The following is a 15,668-nucleotide window of genomic DNA, read 5'->3' as shown; positions in this document are numbered from 1 at the left end:
GGAGCCGGCCGTGCGCGGACTGAGCGTGGGGTACGTCGTCCGCCGGGTGGGGATGTTCCTGTTCACCATCTGGGCGAGCGCGACGCTGATGTTCTTCATCCCGCGGCTGGCGCCGGGCGATCCGGTACAGGCGATGATCACCCGGATCACCTCGCAGGCGGGCTACGTCGAGGGCAGCGGCAAGCTGGTCGCCGCCTGGCGGGCGAGGTTCGGCCTGGACGACCCGCTGCCGGTGCAGTACCTCCACTACCTGAAGAGCATGGCGACGTTCGACTTCGGTTACTCGCTGGCGCAGTTCCCCGCGCAGGTGGGCACGATGATCGGGCGGGCGCTGCCGTGGACGGTCGGCCTGCTGGTCGTCGCGACGGCGCTGTCGTTCCTCGCCGGCAGCGTCATCGGTGCGCTGATGGCGTGGCGGCGTACGCCGTCGCTGCTGCGGGTGTTCCTGCCGGTGTCGCTGACGTTCACCGCGATCCCGTTCTACATCCTGGGGATCGTCCTGATCTACGTGTTCGTCTTCACCCTGCGGCTGTTCCCGATCTCCGGCGGCTACCGCGGCGACCTGACGCCCGGGCTCAGCCTGGCGTTCGTGAACAGCGTGGTGCAGCACGGCACCCTGCCGGCGTTGTCGATCGTCCTTGCCAGCATGGGGTTCTGGGCGCTCGGCATGCGGGGGATGATGGTCACCGTCGCCGGGGAGGACTACCTGACGCTGGCCCGCGCGAAGGGGCTGCGGCCGCTGGACATCCTTTTCCGGTACGAGATCCGCAACGCGATCCTGCCCCAGGTCACCGCGCTCGTGCTCGGCATCGGCGGGATCGTCGGCGGCACCGTGCTGGTGGAGTACCTCTTCGGCTATCCCGGCATGGGTGCGCTGCTCTACCAGGCGATCTCCACCACCGACTACACCGTGATGCAGGGCATCGTGTTCATCCTGATCCTCACCACGGTCACCGCGGTACTGATCATCGACCTGGTCTACCCGCTGCTCGATCCGCGCATCTCCTACGAGAGGAGGTGACGGCCGGCCATGGACCCGACCGCCGTCACCCAGATCCAGGAACGGGCGGACGAGCCCGCCGAGGCAACCGACCCGGCCGGCCGCCGGCCGACGTCGCCGTGGCGCAACCGCAAGTTGCTGGCCGGCGCCGGCATGGTCGCCGGCGTGCTGGTGCTCACGCTGGTGGGCCGGCTGCTGTGGGACACCACCCTCGCCAGGGCGGCCAGCTCACCCCTCAACCTGCCGCCGTTCTGGCTGCCGGGCGGGTCGCTCGCGCACCCACTGGGCACCGAGAACAGCGGCCGGGACATGCTCGCCCTGCTGGTCGTGGGCGGCCCGACGACGCTGCAGGTCGGCCTGGTCGTGGGCATCACGAGCATGCTGGTCGGCACGGTGCTCGGGTTCGCCGCCGGCTATCGCGGCGGAGTCGTCGACACAGTGATCCGTACGCTGTCCGACACCGCGCTCACCATCCCGACGCTGGCGATCCTGGTGGTCATCTCGGCGTACGTACGGCAGATGGACGTCACCACGATGGCGCTGATCGTGGCGTTGTTCGCCTGGGCCGGGCCGACCCGGCTGATCCGGGCGCAGGTGCTGTCGATGCGCGAGCAGGGGTACGTCCGGATGGCCCGGCTCACCGCGCTGCCCACGCGGCACATCATGTTCGGGGAGATGATGCCGAACCTGCTGCCCTACCTCGCGGCCAGCTTCATCGGCGCGACCTCCGGCGGCATCCTGGCCGCGGTCGGGCTGGAGGCGCTCGGCCTCGGGCCGCAGCGCATCCCGACACTCGGCATGACGGTGTCCAACGCGATCAGCGGGTCGGCGATCCTGCGCGGGATGTGGTGGTGGTGGGGATTCCCGACCCTGGTGCTGATGGTGATCTTCATCGGGCTGTTCCTGCTGGCGATCGGCCTGGACGAGGTGGCCAATCCGCGGCTGCGGGGAGCGAAGGCATGAGCGCGGGCGGGAGGACCGGCATGAGCCCGGGTACGACCGCCGGCGAGCCCGTCCTGTCGGTGCGGGACCTGCGGGTCCACTACCGCACGGCCGGCGGGGACGTGGTGGCCGCGAACGGCGTGTCGTTCGCCCTCGGCCGCGGGGAGACGCTCGGGCTGGTCGGTGAGTCCGGTTCGGGCAAGTCGACGGTGGCGATGGCGATCCTGCGGCTGACCACGCCACCCGGCCGGGTGGTGGGCGGCTCGGTCCGCCTCGGCGACGCCGATCTGCTGGCGATGTCCGAGCCGGAGCTGCGGGCCCGCCGCTGGCGCGACATCGCCCTCATCCCGCAGGGCTCGATGAACTCCCTGAACCCCGTGCTCCGCGTACGCCGCCAGCTCGGCGACGCGATCGAGACGCACGAGGGCCGCCAGCCGCGCCGGGCGCTGCGCGAACGTATCGTCCGGCTGCTGTCGCTGGTCAACCTGCCCGAACGCGTGGTCGACCTCTACCCGCACGAACTCTCCGGCGGGATGAAGCAGCGGGTCTGCATCGCGATGGCGATCGCGCTGGACCCGGCGGTGATCATCGCCGACGAACCCACCAGCGCGCTGGACGTCGTGGTACAGAAGGCGGTCGCCCAGACCCTGCTGGACGTGAAGAAGCGGCTGAACAGCTCGATGATCCTGATCGGGCACGACATGGCGCTGCAGGCCCAGCTCGTCGACCGGATCGCGGTGATGTACGCGGGGAACATCGTGGAGATCGGCTCCGTACGCGACGTCCTGCGCGACCCGCGGCACGCGTACACCCGGCACCTGATCGCCTCCATCCCGTCCATCCGGGAACGCCGGCCGCTGGTGGTCCGCGACGTTCGCGCACCCGACCTGCGCACCCGAAGGCCCACGCCGGCGATGGTCGAGGTCGCCCCCGGCCACCTGGTGGCCACGTCCGACCTGGAGGTGACGGTCGATGGCTGAACAGACCACAGTGCCACCGCTGCTGGAGGTCCGGTCGGCGGTGAAGGTGTACGGCAAGGGCGACGAGCGGACCACCGCCCTCGACAACGTGTCGTTGACACTGCACGAGACACCGGCCGGCATCACCACCATCGCCGGGGAGAGCGGCAGCGGCAAGACGACCTTGTCAGACGCCATCCTGGGCTTCACCACACTGACCTCCGGCCAGGTGCTGCACCGGGGCCGGGACGTCACCACCCTCGACAAGGAGGGTTTCCTCACGTACCGCCGCGAGGTCCAGGCGATCTTCCAGGACCCGTTCGGGGTCTACAACCCCTTCTACCGCGTACGCCACGTCTTCGACCTGGCGGTGCGGCACTTCCGGCTGGCGACGTCGAAGGCGCAGGCCCGCGACCTCGTCGAGGACGCGCTGCGGGTGGTCGGGATGCGCGGCGCGGAGGTCCTCGACAAGCACCCGCACCAGCTGTCCGGCGGCCAGCGGCAGCGGCTGATGATGGCCCGGGCGTACCTCATCCAGCCCCGGCTGATCGTGGCCGACGAGCCGGTGTCGATGGTGGACGCGTCCCTGCGGGCGCTGATCCTGGACATCATGCTGCGGCTACGGGACGAGCGCGGCATCTCGTTCCTCTACATCACCCACGACCTGTCCACGGCCTACCAGGTCGGCGACGAGATCTGCATCCTCTACCGGGGCTCGATCGTCGAACGCGGCGACACCCGCGAGGTGATCGACAACCCGCAGCACGAGTACTCCCGGCTGCTGGTCAGCTCGATCCCGGTGCCCGACCCGGACGCCGCCTGGGCAGCCGACGGCTGAACGGCCCACGGCTGAACGGCCGGCGGCTCAACGGCCACGGCCGAGCGACTGTCAGGCGCGGACGTCGGCGTACGCCGCGAACCTCGCCCGCGCCTGGTCCACCCGGTCGTGGGCCAGGTCCACCCACGCGGCCACCACCTGGTCGGGGTCGAACCGCCGGGCGACCTCGGCCTTAGCCCACGCCGACCGCTCCTCCCAGGTCGCCTGGTCGGCGGTCTCGGTCACCCGCGCCACCGCCTCGGCCAGGGAGCCGCACAGCGCGTCCTCGCCGTACGCCTCGGCGGCGCCCTCCCAGGCCCGGATCACCGGCACCGCGCCCGAGCCCATGCCCTCCGCCAGCGCGGCGTGCGAACCCTCCACGTCCGACAGCGACAGGATGTGGCCCACCTTGCGGTACCACGCGGGCATGTCCTGCCCGTACGCGTCGAACACCACCGCGCCGCGCAGCAGCGGGTCCTTCTCCACCCGCTCCAGGCTGCGCTGGGTGTCGCGGCGTTCCTGGGGACGCTCCCAGGACGGCTTGTGCGCCCAGCCCATCCGGCTGCGCACCAGCAGGTGGAAACGCGGGTCCTCCCGGCGCAGCGCGGCGAGCAGGTCCAGGGCCAGGTCGAACCGCTTCAGGCCGGGTGTGATCCCGACCATGCCGAGGGTGAAGCGCGCCTCGGCGTACTTCGGCCGGTCCAGGGCGGTGAGGTCCACGTAGTTCGGGATGTAGACCAGCTTGCCGTCCGGCCAGCCGAGCTCGGTCCGGATGCGCCGGCGCATGTGCGGCGCGATGTAGACCACCGCGTCCACCGCGTCGAGCTGGATCTTCGGAGGGTAGGCGCTCTCGATCTCGAACCGGTGCAGGCGTACGACCAGCCGCTGGTCGGGGCGCTTGGTCTGGGACAGCCAGACCGCGTTCGGCCGGGCCCACTCGGCCACCAGGAGCCGGCCGGAGCGGGCGAGGTTCTCGGTGATGCCGTCGTTGCGGGCGCCGGGCGTACGCCACTCGTCGACGGCCACCTCCAGGTCGGGCCGCTGCCCGAGCTTGGCGGCCAGGCCGCGCATGAACTTCATGTCGTGCCCGAACACCCGGACCCGCACGATCCCGCCGGCGGACGGCTCGGCGGACGGCTCGGCGGACGGCTCGGGCTCGGCGAGCGGCGGGAGCAGGGCGAGGAGCTCCCGGGCGCCGGCGTCCTGAGCGGCTGCGGTCCACTCCGCGTGCGGCTCACCGGTCCGTGGCCACGGCTCGGCGCCCCAGCGGTCCAGGTCGGGCGGCGTCCACGGACCCCTGTCGCCGCGCAGCCGGGCCACGGGATAGGAGTACGCCGTCGGCTCGGGAGCCGCGCCTTCCGCCGTCTCGTCCAGCAGCCGCCGCCACAGCGCGAGGTGACCGGGAACGTCATCGGGATGTACGTCACCCGCGCGGCCCGAACGCCCAGCGGGACGGCCGTCACGGCCACCGCAGGTCGGGCAGGGCCGGTCGGCGGCCAGCGGCGGGAAGACGACTGTGCGGGCGGGGCCGGCCACCCGCTCCAGGACCCCCGCGGCGTCCAGGCTGTCCGCGACCAGCCCGCCGACGAGCGGCGCGGCCTCCCGCAACTGCCCGGCCCAGGTCACCGGCTCACCGGGGGCGGCGCGTTCGGGCGGGACGGCGAACAGCCACACGACGGCACCGGGTACGCCGGAGTCGACCGCGGCCAGGGCCGCCGCGGCGGACTCGGCGAGCACCAGCCGGGCGCCGGCCAGGGCGGCGAGCTGGGGGTCGGGAGCGCCGGAGGTGCGGGCGGGGACCGGCTCCACCGGAGCCGGCGTACCGGGCGCCCGCCGCCGGGACACGTGCACGCCGAACTCGTGGCCCACCCGCCTGGCCGCGGTGTTGGTCCGCCGGGCGACGGCGTATGCACCGGCGCGCGCGGCCCGGCCGACGAACCGCACCGCCACCCCGGCCGCGCTGGGCACCCGCGCGGTGGGTGCCGTGCTCGGCTCCACGACGTCCGGCGGCGGAGGCGACCACGGGACCTGGTGAACGTCCAGGTCGAGTTCGGTGAAGGCGGCATGAACGTTCGCGCGCCAACAGCACACACCCGGCTCAGCGGGCCAGTTCGGGTCGCACAGCACAACTACGCTGCCCACGACGGCCGGCGCAGGGGAGCCTTCCGGGCCTCCCCGGAGTGCCGGCCGCGCCTGCTTTACGCCAAGAGGTGTGTCGTCAGCCACGACCGGAGCATAGGGACACTCGCCACCGATGCCGAGCACCGACGTCGAACAGTCCGGTAAAGCCGGGCCCGTTCACGGTCTGCGCGACGGCGCCGAGGACGAACCCGCACCCTCACGCACGGTGACATTCGGCTTCGGATCCGCCCGATCTCGCTGTTCGCCGCCGGTGCCTCACTTTGTTTGGCAAGCTGGGCAATCCGGGCCCGCGCTCACCGCGCGCGACCGGTCCGGGACAGAGTGCAGACCGACGCGGCACCTCGTACGAGCCAAAGGGGGCGGAGGTTGAGTTTCGCGGACGACCTGGCCCGGCGCGGGCGTGCGCTCGCCCGGCAGCACCTCTCTCCTAGGGCCCGTCGGCGGCTGCGTCAGCTCCAGCGGACGGTGCTCGGCGGGCAGACCGCGCTCGTGGCGCGGACCGGTCTGAGCACCGCCCGGGCGAGCCTCGGCGCCGGGGAGTACGCCGAGGCCGCGGCGCGCGTAGAGGCCGTGCTGCGGCGCGACCCGGTCGACGAGGCCGCGCTCGAGCTGGGACTTCGGGTGGCGACGAAGCGGGGTGCGGTCACCGAGGCCGGGTCGTACGCGGTCGCCCGGGCCGAGCTCACAGGGCTGCCCGCGCACTGGCGGGAGGCCCGCAGGGCGGTCGGCCGGGCCCGGGAGACCGACCCGCGCTGGCGGCCGGTGGTCACCGCACCCGCTCCGCGGGGTTACCGCGCGCGCGAGGGCCGGGTGCTCTACGTCGCCAAGGAGTCCAGGCCCTATCTGCACAACGGGTTCTGCACCCGGTCCCACGAGTCGCTGCGCGCACTCGCCCGCGCGGGCTGGGACGTCATGGGCGTGACCGAGCCCGGTTTCCCCGGCACCCTGGACCTGACCGACGGGACGCCCGCGCCGGAGCGCAGCATCGTCGAAGGCGTGACGTACCACCATCTGCTGCCGAACGCCGGCCGCCGCCTCCGCGACCTCGGTTACGACGAGTACGCCGGTCTGGCCGCCGCCACCCTCGCCGGGGTCGTCGCCCGCGAGCGCCCCGCCCTGCTGCACGTCTCGTCCGGGCACCGGGGATACGAGGCCGCGCTGGCCGCCGGTGCGGTCGCCCGCTGGGCCGGCATCCCGTGGTTGTACGAGGTGCGCAGCTTCTTCGAGACGACCTGGACCGCCGACGCCCAACTCGCCGAGACCGCGGACTATCCGCGCCGCCGGTTCGCCACCGAGACCGCGATGATGCGCGAAGCCTCCCTCGTCCTCACGTTGTCCTCGCCGATGCGGGACGAGATCGTCGAACGCCACGGCATCCCGGCCGACAAGGTGCGGGTGGTGCCCAACGGCGTCGACCTCGACCGGTTCGCGCCCCGCCCGCGTGACCCGGACCTGCGCCGCAGACTGGGACTGACGGACACGTTCACCCTCGGCTACGTGAGCAACCTGTCCCACCCGCGGGAGGGACAGGAGGTGCTGATCGAGGCGGTGGCCAGGCTGCGGGCGCGGGGACGCGGGGTGACCGGGCTGCTGGTCGGCGACGGTGGCCGCCGTCCCGAGCTGGAGCAGCTCGCTCGGCGCCTCGACGTGGCCGAGCACGTGGTGTTCACCGGCAACGTGTCCTTCGACGAGGTGGCCGGGCACTACGCCCAGATCGACCTGTTCGTGGTGCCCCGGGTGGACGAGCGCGCCGCCCGGATGGTCTCGCCGATGAAGCCGTTCGAGGCGATGGCGATGCGGATCCCCGTTCTGGTCGCCGACCTGCCCGCGCTGGCCGAGATCGTGGGCAGCACGCCAGGAGTCGCGGGAGCCCCACGTGGACAGGTGTTCCCGGCCGGCGACGCGGGTGCGCTGGCAGCCGCGGCCGCCGAGTTGATGGACGACGTGCCCGCCCGGCAACTGCTGGTTGACAACGCGGCGGAGTGGGTCGCCGCCGAGCGGTCCTGGGACGCGGTGGCCGGCGCGTTCGGTCAGGCGTACGCCGACCTGCTCCGGCCCGGCCGGTCGGGCCGTGAGGGTGAGCAGGGCCGGCTGAGACGTACTGCACGAGAGGGATCGGTGTGCTGATCACCCGGCGCCTCGGCCACGAAGCCGCCCTGGCCGTCGACGACGCGGCCCGCGAACTGGCCGCGCACGACTGGACCCGGCCGGACGGCGTGCTGTTCGGATACTTCCCGGTCATGCCCGGGAACCCCTTCCAGGACCTGCTCTACTCTCGGCTGCGCCCGGCCGGGTTCACGCCGTTGCCGACGTACGACCTCACCATCACCCGGCAGGTGGCGGAGATGGTCGCCGGCTCGGGCGTGGAGTTCGTCGTACATCTGCACTGGCTCAACTTCGTGCTGGCCAAGGCACGCGACGAGGCCGACGCCCGCGATCGGGTGAAGGCGTTCCTGGACGGGCTGGCACAGCTGTGCGACACCGGCGCGCGGCTGCTGTGGACGGTGCACAACATACTTCCGCACGAGACCCGCTACCCGGAGCTGGACGCCGAGCTGCGGCAGAACGTCGTCTCCCTGGCCGAACGCGTGCACGTGATGAGCCCGCGCACCCGCGAGCTGGTCGCGCCGTGGTTCGACATCCCCGCGGCCAAGGAGCTCGCGGTCCCTCACCCGTGCTACCAGGACGCCTATCCCTCGTGGATGCCGCGCGCGCAGGCCCGGGCCGAGCTGGGCCTGCCCGACGGCACCACCGTCTTCCTGCTGCTCGGCCGGGTCCAGCCGTACAAGGGGATCACCGAACTGCTCGACGCGTTCGACCGGTTGTGTGAACGCGAACCCGGGCGGTACGCCCTGCTCGTCGCCGGACCGGCGGGGTCGGACCCGGAGACGCTGGCGTTCCGGGACCGGGTGCGGGCGCATCCCACCGCGCACGCTTCGCTGCGGAAGATCCCGGTGGAGGAGATGCAGGTCTACCTCCGGGCAGCCGACGTCGCGGTGCTGCCGTACCGCCGTTCGCTGAACTCCGGCGCCCGAGCGCTCGCGCTCACGTTCGGATTGCCGGCGGTGGTCCGCGACGACGCGGCACCCGGGCTGCGGCTGGAGGCGAACCACACGCTGCGGTACGACGGGAGGACCACGCACACCGGTACCTCGTACGCCGAATCCTCGTACGCCGAATCCTCGTACGCCGGCGCCTTCGGCAACCCCACCGCCGGCAGCGTCGACGGCCTGCTCGAAGCCCTCACCGAGGCAGCGCAGGTGCTCGCCACACCACAGGCCCGGGCGAGCGCCGCCGCGGCCGCCGCGCGCCTCGCCCCCGCCCGGGTCTCGGCCACCTTCGCCGCCGCCGTGCGCGGCTGGCTCGACCCAGAGCACGACCCAGAGCCCGACCCTGCGCTCGCCTCAGGGCACGACCCAGACCACGTCCAAGGAGGAACACCGTGACCGTCGTGCACATCACCGGCGCCCGACCGAACTTTCCCAAGGCCGCACCGGTGCTGGCCGCACTCGCCCGCCTCGGGGTCGAGCAGCGGCTGGTGCACACCGGACAGCACTACGACGACCGGATGTCGGAGATCTTCTTCCAGGAGCTGGACCTGCCCCGCCCGGACGTCAACCTGGGCGTCGGCTCGGGCTCGCACGCGAGTCAGACGGCAGCGGTGATGGTCGCGCTGGAGGAACTGTTCACAGCCGAGCCGCCCGAACTCGTCGTCGTGTACGGCGACGTCAACTCCACGGTGGCGGCGGCCCTGGTCTGCGCGAAGCTCGGCGTACCGCTGGCACACGTGGAGGCCGGGCTGCGCAGCTTCGACCTGACCATGCCGGAGGAGATCAACCGCAAGGTCACCGACGCGCTGTCCGATCTCGCGTTCGTGACCAGCCCGGAGGCGATCGGCCACCTGGCCCGCGAAGGCGTACCGGACGACCGGATCCACCTCGTCGGCAACCCGATGATCGACACGTTGCTCACCCACCTGGACCGTTTCGAGCCCGGTCCGGCGCAGGATGCGCACGGGCTGAACGGCCGGTACGCCGTGGCCACGCTGCACCGTCCCGGCAACGTCGACAGCGAGACGCAGGCCCGCACGCTGGTGCAGGCGATGCACAAGTGCGCCGACCTGATGCCGATCGTGGTTCCGCTGCACCCGCGCGGCCGGGCCCGGCTGCTCGAGTTGGGCTTCGCCGACCACCCGGGCATCCAGGTCGTGGACCCGCTGGGGTACGTCGAGTTCATGTCGCTCGTCCGCGGCGCCGAGGCGGTTCTCACCGACTCCGGCGGCGTGCAGGAGGAGACCACCGTGCTCGGCGTACCCTGCCTCACCCTTCGGCCGTCCACCGAACGACCGGCGACCATCAGCCACGGCACCAACCGGCTGGTACGGGCGGACACGCTGCCGGCCGAACTGGCGCAGATCGCCGACCGCGGGCGCCCGTCGTCGTGGCCGGTTCCGCCGCTGTGGGACGGGCAGGCCGGGCCGCGGATCGCCGCGATCGTCTCCGCCTGGCTGGCCGACCGGTCCTCCGCGGCGGGCACGGTCGACCCGACCGGATGAGCGACACCTCCGCCCGCGGGCGAGCCCCGGCGCGCCGGATCGTCCTGGCCACCAGCAACGGCACCGGGATGGGTCACCTGGCCCGCCAGGCCGCCGTCGCGCTCGCGGTCCAGGACACGGTGGACGCCGAACCCATCGTCTTCTCCCTCTCCCAGGCCGTGCACGTGGTGACCCGGCACGGGCTGCGGGCGGAGTACTGCCCGAGCCACCACCGCAACTGGATGCCGCACCTGTCCTGGCACGGTTACCTCGCCGCGCGCGTCGGCGCGTTGCTGGCCGAGACGGGCGCCGACACCTTCGTCTTCGACGGAGTGGCGCCCTACCTCGGACTGCTCCGGGCCCGGGCCGCACACCCCGAGGTCGCGTTCGTCTGGGTACGCCGGGGGATGTGGCGGCCGGGCGCGAACCGGCGGGCGCTGGCCGCCGACCCGTTCTTCGACCTGGTCGTCGAACCAGGCGACCTGGCCGCGGAGGCCGACCGGGGCGCCACGGCCGGGCGCCGGAACGCCGTACGGGTGCCTCCGATCAGCGTCTGGCCGCAGAGTCGCCCACTGTCGCGACCGGAGGCGGCGGCCGCGCTCGGCCTCGACCCGGAACGGCCCACCGCCCTGGTCACCCTCGGCGCCGGGTCGATCAACGACGCGGTCACTCCCGCGCTGGCGGCGATCCGGACGTTTCTCGACCGCCCGGAGTGGCAGGTGGCGGTGACCCGGGCGCCGCTGGCCCGGTCCGGGCTGCCACCCGCGGAGGCGGCTCGCGTCCACGAGCTCGTGGGCGTCTACCCGCTGGCCCGCCACCTCGCGGCGTTCGACGCGGCGGTGAGCGCGGCCGGCTACAACGCGGTGCACGAACTGCTGCCGGCCGGGGTCCCGACCGTTCTGGTGCCGAACGCCGCCACCGCCACCGACGACCAACAAGCGCGGTCCGCCGCGGTGGCCCAGGACGGGCTCGCCGTGCTGGCGGCGGACGACTCCGCGCCCGGCGTCGCGGCGGCGTGTGCACGGCTGCTGGACCCCGCCGTACGGACCGAGCTGGCTGCCACGTGTGCGCGACTGCCGACGCCGACCGGACACCTGGCCATGGCGCAGCTGCTGGGCGACCTGGCGCGCTTCACCGGCCATCGGGCCGGCCGAGCCGAACGGTTGCGGGCCTTCGACCTGGAGGCCCGGGCCGGCGTGATGCGCATGCTCGGTCCGGCAGGGACCTCCGCCGTGCGCCGCGCGCTGGGTCGGATACCGGTCCCCGGGCCCACCCGCCCCCTGGCCGTCCGGCCGATCGTCACCGACCGGCTGGACCCGGCCCAACTGCGCGGCGACCATCCGGTCGAGCACGTGCTGCCGGACAGCTCCCCGGCCTACCGCGCCCGTCGCCTCGCGATCGCCCACGACGTCTACCGGTGGCCGGCGGAGGCCGAAGCGGACCGACGCCGGACGGTCACCGACCACGCCTGACCCGGGAACCTCCGGAATCCCCGGAGCGGTACCGGACCCCCTCCGCGCACCCGGTAGCCCGGGCTCAGCCGCCGACGGGTCAGTGTCGCGTTGGGGTGAATGGACCCGGGCGTTTTGGTGAACGGACCCGGCGGCACGTGAAAGAGCTTCAGAAATGACTGAGGGCCACCCCGTGTGGGGTGGCCCTCAACCAATGTATGTCCGGCGGCGTCCTACTCTCCCACAGGATCCCTCCTGCAGTACCATCGGCGCTGAAGAGCTTAACTTCCGGGTTCGGAATGGGACCGGGTGTTTCCCCTTCGCCATGACCGCCGTAACGCTGTGAAGATGTGAACCAGCAACCAGCAGACCGCGCACCAGCAAAAACCAGCAATCCTTTGTGGGATGCCGGTTGCCGGCCGGGGTGGGTGGTTCGTGTCTTCAGAACCGCATAGTGGACGCACACAGTCGTTTGTTTCGCTTCGAGGTCACACGTGTCGTGTTCACACCCTGCGGGTGTGGTGTGTGACAAGCCCTCGGCCTATTAGTACCAGTCAGCTTCACGAGTCGTTAGTCCTCGCTTCCACATCTGGCCTATCAACCCAGTCGTCTTCTGGGGGCCTTACCCGGTTGACCCGGTGGGAGACCTCATCTTGAAGCGTGCTTCCCGCTTAGATGCCTTCAGCGGTTATCACTTCCGAACGTAGCCAACCAGCGGTGCTCTTGGCAGAACAACTGGCACACCAGAGGTTCGTCCGTCCCGGTCCTCTCGTACTAGGGACAGCCCTTCTCAAGTCTCCTGCGCGCACAGCGGATAGGGACCGAACTGTCTCACGACGTTCTAAACCCAGCTCGCGTACCGCTTTAATGGGCGAACAGCCCAACCCTTGGGACCTGCTCCGGCCCCAGGATGCGACGAGCCGACATCGAGGTGCCAAACCATGCCGTCGATATGGACTCTTGGGCAAGATCAGCCTGTTATCCCCGGGGTACCTTTTATCCGTTGAGTCACGGCGCTTCCACGTGCCACCGTAAGATCACTAGTCCCGACTTTCGTCCCTGCTCGACCTGTCGGTCTCACAGTCAAGCTCCCTTGTGCACTTGCACTCGCCACCTGATTGCCAACCAGGCTGAGGGAACCTTTGGGCGCCTCCGTTACATTTTGGGAGGCAACCGCCCCAGTTAAACTACCCACCAGGCACTGTCCCTGATCCGGATAACGGACCGAGGTTAGACAGCCAATACGATCAGAGTGGTATTTCAACGTTGACTCCACCCGAACTGGCGTCCGGGCTTCACAGTCTCCCACCTATCCTACACAAACCGAACCGACCACCAATACCAAGCTGTAGTAAAGGTCCCGGGGTCTTTCCGTCCTGCTGCGCGTAACGAGCATCTTTACTCGTAGTGCAATTTCGCCGGGTCCGTGGTTGAGACAGCGCCCAAGTCGTTACGCCATTCGTGCAGGTCGGAACTTACCCGACAAGGAATTTCGCTACCTTAGGATGGTTATAGTTACCACCGCCGTTTACTGGCGCTTAAGTTCTCAGCTTCGACCCCGAAGGATCTAACCGGTCCCCTTAACGTTCCAGCACCGGGCAGGCGTCAGTCCGTATACATCGTCTTGCGACTTCGCACGGACCTGTGTTTTTAGTAAACAGTCGCTTGGGCCTGGTCTCTGCGACCTTCACCGCTGCAGGGAGCAAGTCCCCTCACGGATCCGGTCCCCCTTCTCCCGAAGTTACGGGGGCATTTTGCCGAGTTCCTTAACCACGGTTCGCCCGATCGCCTTGGTATTCTCTACCTGACCACCTGTGTCGGTTTGGGGTACGGGCGGCCTTGTCACTCACTAGAGGTTTTTCTCGGCAGCATGGGATCACTCACTTCGCCTCAATCGGCTCGGCATCAGGTCTCAGACACATGAGACGCGGATTTGCCAACGTCTCGTCCTACACCTTTGCCCGCGGATCAGCTTTCGCCTACCATCGCCGCGTAGAGCTACCCTCCTGCGTCACCCCATCGCTTGCCTACTACCGGATCGGGTCACGCGCTCACCCAGAACAACCCCGAAAGGTCGAACCAGGCTCGGGCGCTTAGCATCACCGGGCTCGGCATGGGCGCGACAAAGCCGGTACGGGAATATCAACCCGTTGTCCATCGACTACGCCTGTCGGCCTCGCCTTAGGTCCCGACTTACCCAGGGCGGATTAGCCTGGCCCTGGAACCCTTGGTCATTCGGCGGAGGAGTTTCTCACTCCTCTTTCGCTACTCATGCCTGCATTCTCACTCGTGTAGCATCCACGGCTGGGTCACCCCGCCGCTTCACACGCCACACGACGCTCCCCTACCCATCCACACGTCTGGACCCACCCCGAAGGGCAGAGCCGAACAATACGTGAATGCCACAGCTTCGGCGGTTCGCTTGAGCCCCGCTACATTGTCGGCGCAGAATCACTTGACCAGTGAGCTATTACGCACTCTTTCAAGGGTGGCTGCTTCTAAGCCAACCTCCTGGTTGTCTCTGCGACTCCACATCCTTTTCCACTTAGCGAACGCTTAGGGGCCTTAGCTGGTGATCTGGGCTGTTTCCCTCTCGACTACGAAGCTTATCCCCCGCAGTCTCACTGCCGCGCTCTCACCTACCGGCATTCGGAGTTTGGCTGATTTCGGTAAGCTTGTCGGCCCCCTAGACCATCCAGTGCTCTACCTCCGGTAGGAAACACGCGACGCTGCACCTAAATGCATTTCGGGGAGAACCAGCTATCACGGAGTTTGATTGGCCTTTCACCCCTACCCACAGGTCATCCCCCGGCTTTTCAACGCCGGTGGGTTCGGGCCTCCACGCGGTCTTACCCGCGCTTCACCCTGCCCATGGGTAGATCACTCCGCTTCGGGTCTAGAGCACGCGACTCAACGCCCTGTTCGGACTCGCTTTCGCTACGGCTTCCCCACACGGGTTAACCTCGCCACGCACCACTAACTCGCAGGCTCATTCTTCAAAAGGCACGCCGTCACACCCCCGAAGGGACGCTCCGACGGATTGTAGGCACACGGTTTCAGGGACTATTTCACTCCCCTCCCGGGGTACTTTTCACCTTTCCCTCACGGTACTGGTTCACTATCGGTCACCAGAAAGTATTTAGGCTTGGCGGGTGGTCCCGCCAGATTCACACAGGATTTCACGGGTCCCGTGCTACTTGGGAACACGCCCAGGAGCCACCACGTTACGTCTACAGGGGTATCACCTGCTATGCCGGGACTTTCCAGACCCTTCGACTTCCGCAGCGGTTTATAACTCCTCGCCGGATCAGCAGCTCCGACCGGACGATCCCACAACCCCGCATAGGCAACACCTGCCAGCTATCACACCTACACGGTTTAGCCTCTTCCGCTTTCGCTCGCCGCTACTCACGGAATCACAATTGTTTTCTCTTCCTGCGGGTACTGAGATGTTTCACTTCCCCGCGTTCCCTCCGAACGCCCTATGTGTTCAGGCGCCGGTGACTGGACATGACTCCAGCCGGGTTTCCCCATTCGGACACCCCCGGATCACAGCTCGGTTGCCAACTCCCCGGGGCTTATCGCAGGCTCCTACGTCCTTCATCGGCTTCTGGTGCCAAGGCATCCACCGAGTGCCCTTACTAACTTGTCACAACAAACAGACACAGTTCTCGGCAAAACAAAGATGCTCGCGTCCACTATGCAGTTCTCAAGAAACGAACGGACACCACCCCACAACCACCGCAAACCACCACAAGCAAACCCCGGCAAAAAACAACCGCCAGCGCGAACCCGGGTGGCCGTCCGGTGAAGGAACGGCCCG

The 15,668-nt window shown here is 69.5% G+C and carries 9 protein-coding genes and 2 rRNA genes; 8 read left to right on the top strand and 3 right to left on the bottom strand.

Going from position 1 to position 15,668, the window contains the following annotated elements:
• Positions 1–10 precede the first annotated feature (10 nt).
• From BLU27_RS06770 to BLU27_RS06755, 4 genes are read left to right on the top strand one after another with little or no spacing between them, the layout of a single operon-like run.
• Positions 11–1,021, top strand: coding sequence for an ABC transporter permease (locus BLU27_RS06770; RefSeq protein ID WP_092651642.1), 1,011 nt, complete (start codon positions 11–13; stop codon positions 1,019–1,021).
• A 9-nt stretch (positions 1,022–1,030) separates the two neighbouring features.
• Entirely contained in the window at positions 1,031–1,963 is a 933-nt protein-coding gene (locus BLU27_RS06765; protein ID WP_092651640.1) for an ABC transporter permease, read from the top strand.
• Positions 1,960–2,922, top strand: coding sequence for an ABC transporter ATP-binding protein (locus tag BLU27_RS06760; RefSeq protein ID WP_241827823.1), 963 nt, complete (start codon positions 1,960–1,962; stop codon positions 2,920–2,922). Before BLU27_RS06765 ends, BLU27_RS06760 begins: the two co-directional genes overlap by 4 nt.
• On the top strand, positions 2,915–3,739 hold the full coding sequence (locus tag BLU27_RS06755) for an ABC transporter ATP-binding protein (protein ID WP_172804895.1): 825 nt from the start codon (positions 2,915–2,917) through the stop codon (positions 3,737–3,739). Before BLU27_RS06760 ends, BLU27_RS06755 begins: the two co-directional genes overlap by 8 nt.
• A gap of 51 nt (positions 3,740–3,790) precedes the next feature.
• On the opposite strand, the gene BLU27_RS06750 is transcribed toward BLU27_RS06755, so the two are convergent.
• A complete protein-coding gene (locus BLU27_RS06750; RefSeq protein WP_157728275.1) occupies positions 3,791–5,860 on the bottom strand; it encodes a hypothetical protein in 2,070 nt (689 codons plus the stop codon).
• Between the two features lie 366 nt (positions 5,861–6,226).
• Between BLU27_RS06750 and BLU27_RS06745 the strand changes: the two genes are divergently transcribed.
• From BLU27_RS06745 to BLU27_RS06730, 4 genes are read left to right on the top strand one after another with little or no spacing between them, the layout of a single operon-like run.
• Positions 6,227–7,987: a glycosyltransferase family 4 protein gene (locus BLU27_RS06745; RefSeq protein ID WP_157728274.1), complete on the top strand. Its 1,761-nt coding sequence runs from the start codon at positions 6,227–6,229 to the stop codon at positions 7,985–7,987.
• Positions 7,981–9,306 carry a glycosyltransferase gene (locus tag BLU27_RS06740; RefSeq protein WP_092651632.1) on the top strand — a complete coding sequence of 442 codons (1,326 nt, stop codon included), beginning with the start codon at positions 7,981–7,983 and terminating at the stop codon, positions 9,304–9,306. The genes BLU27_RS06745 and BLU27_RS06740 overlap by 7 nt, the downstream gene beginning before the upstream one ends.
• A complete protein-coding gene (wecB, locus tag BLU27_RS06735) occupies positions 9,303–10,415 on the top strand; it encodes a non-hydrolyzing UDP-N-acetylglucosamine 2-epimerase (protein WP_092651631.1) in 1,113 nt (370 codons plus the stop codon). Before BLU27_RS06740 ends, wecB begins: the two co-directional genes overlap by 4 nt.
• Entirely contained in the window at positions 10,412–11,866 is a 1,455-nt protein-coding gene (locus BLU27_RS06730; RefSeq protein ID WP_092651629.1) for a glycosyltransferase, read from the top strand. Before wecB ends, BLU27_RS06730 begins: the two co-directional genes overlap by 4 nt.
• Positions 11,867–12,065: 199 nt before the next feature.
• Here BLU27_RS06730 and rrf read toward each other — a convergent pair.
• Together rrf and BLU27_RS06720 are read right to left on the bottom strand one after the other, a co-directional pair.
• Positions 12,066–12,182: ribosomal RNA gene (rrf, locus tag BLU27_RS06725) — 5S ribosomal RNA — on the bottom strand.
• A 187-nt stretch (positions 12,183–12,369) separates the two neighbouring features.
• Positions 12,370–15,497: ribosomal RNA gene (locus BLU27_RS06720) — 23S ribosomal RNA — on the bottom strand.
• Positions 15,498–15,668: the final 171 nt, after the last annotated feature.

This window comes from Actinopolymorpha singaporensis (genome assembly GCF_900104745.1).
In the GTDB taxonomy this organism is placed as follows: domain Bacteria; phylum Actinomycetota; class Actinomycetes; order Propionibacteriales; family Actinopolymorphaceae; genus Actinopolymorpha; species Actinopolymorpha singaporensis.
Note: the sequence above shows the minus strand (reverse complement) of the source record. Positions and strands in the feature narration are given on the sequence as shown.

What these genes read in the sequence shown, in the direction of transcription:
- BLU27_RS06765 (WP_092651640.1), top strand. Translation starts at nt 1,031, where the DNA reads ATGGACCCGACCGCCGTCACCCAGATCCAGGAACGGGCGGACGAGCCC.
- BLU27_RS06760 (WP_241827823.1), top strand. Translation starts at nt 1,960, where the DNA reads ATGAGCGCGGGCGGGAGGACCGGCATGAGCCCGGGTACGACCGCCGGC.
- BLU27_RS06755 (WP_172804895.1), top strand. Translation starts at nt 2,915, where the DNA reads ATGGCTGAACAGACCACAGTGCCACCGCTGCTGGAGGTCCGGTCGGCG.
- BLU27_RS06730 (WP_092651629.1), top strand. Translation starts at nt 10,412, where the DNA reads ATGAGCGACACCTCCGCCCGCGGGCGAGCCCCGGCGCGCCGGATCGTC.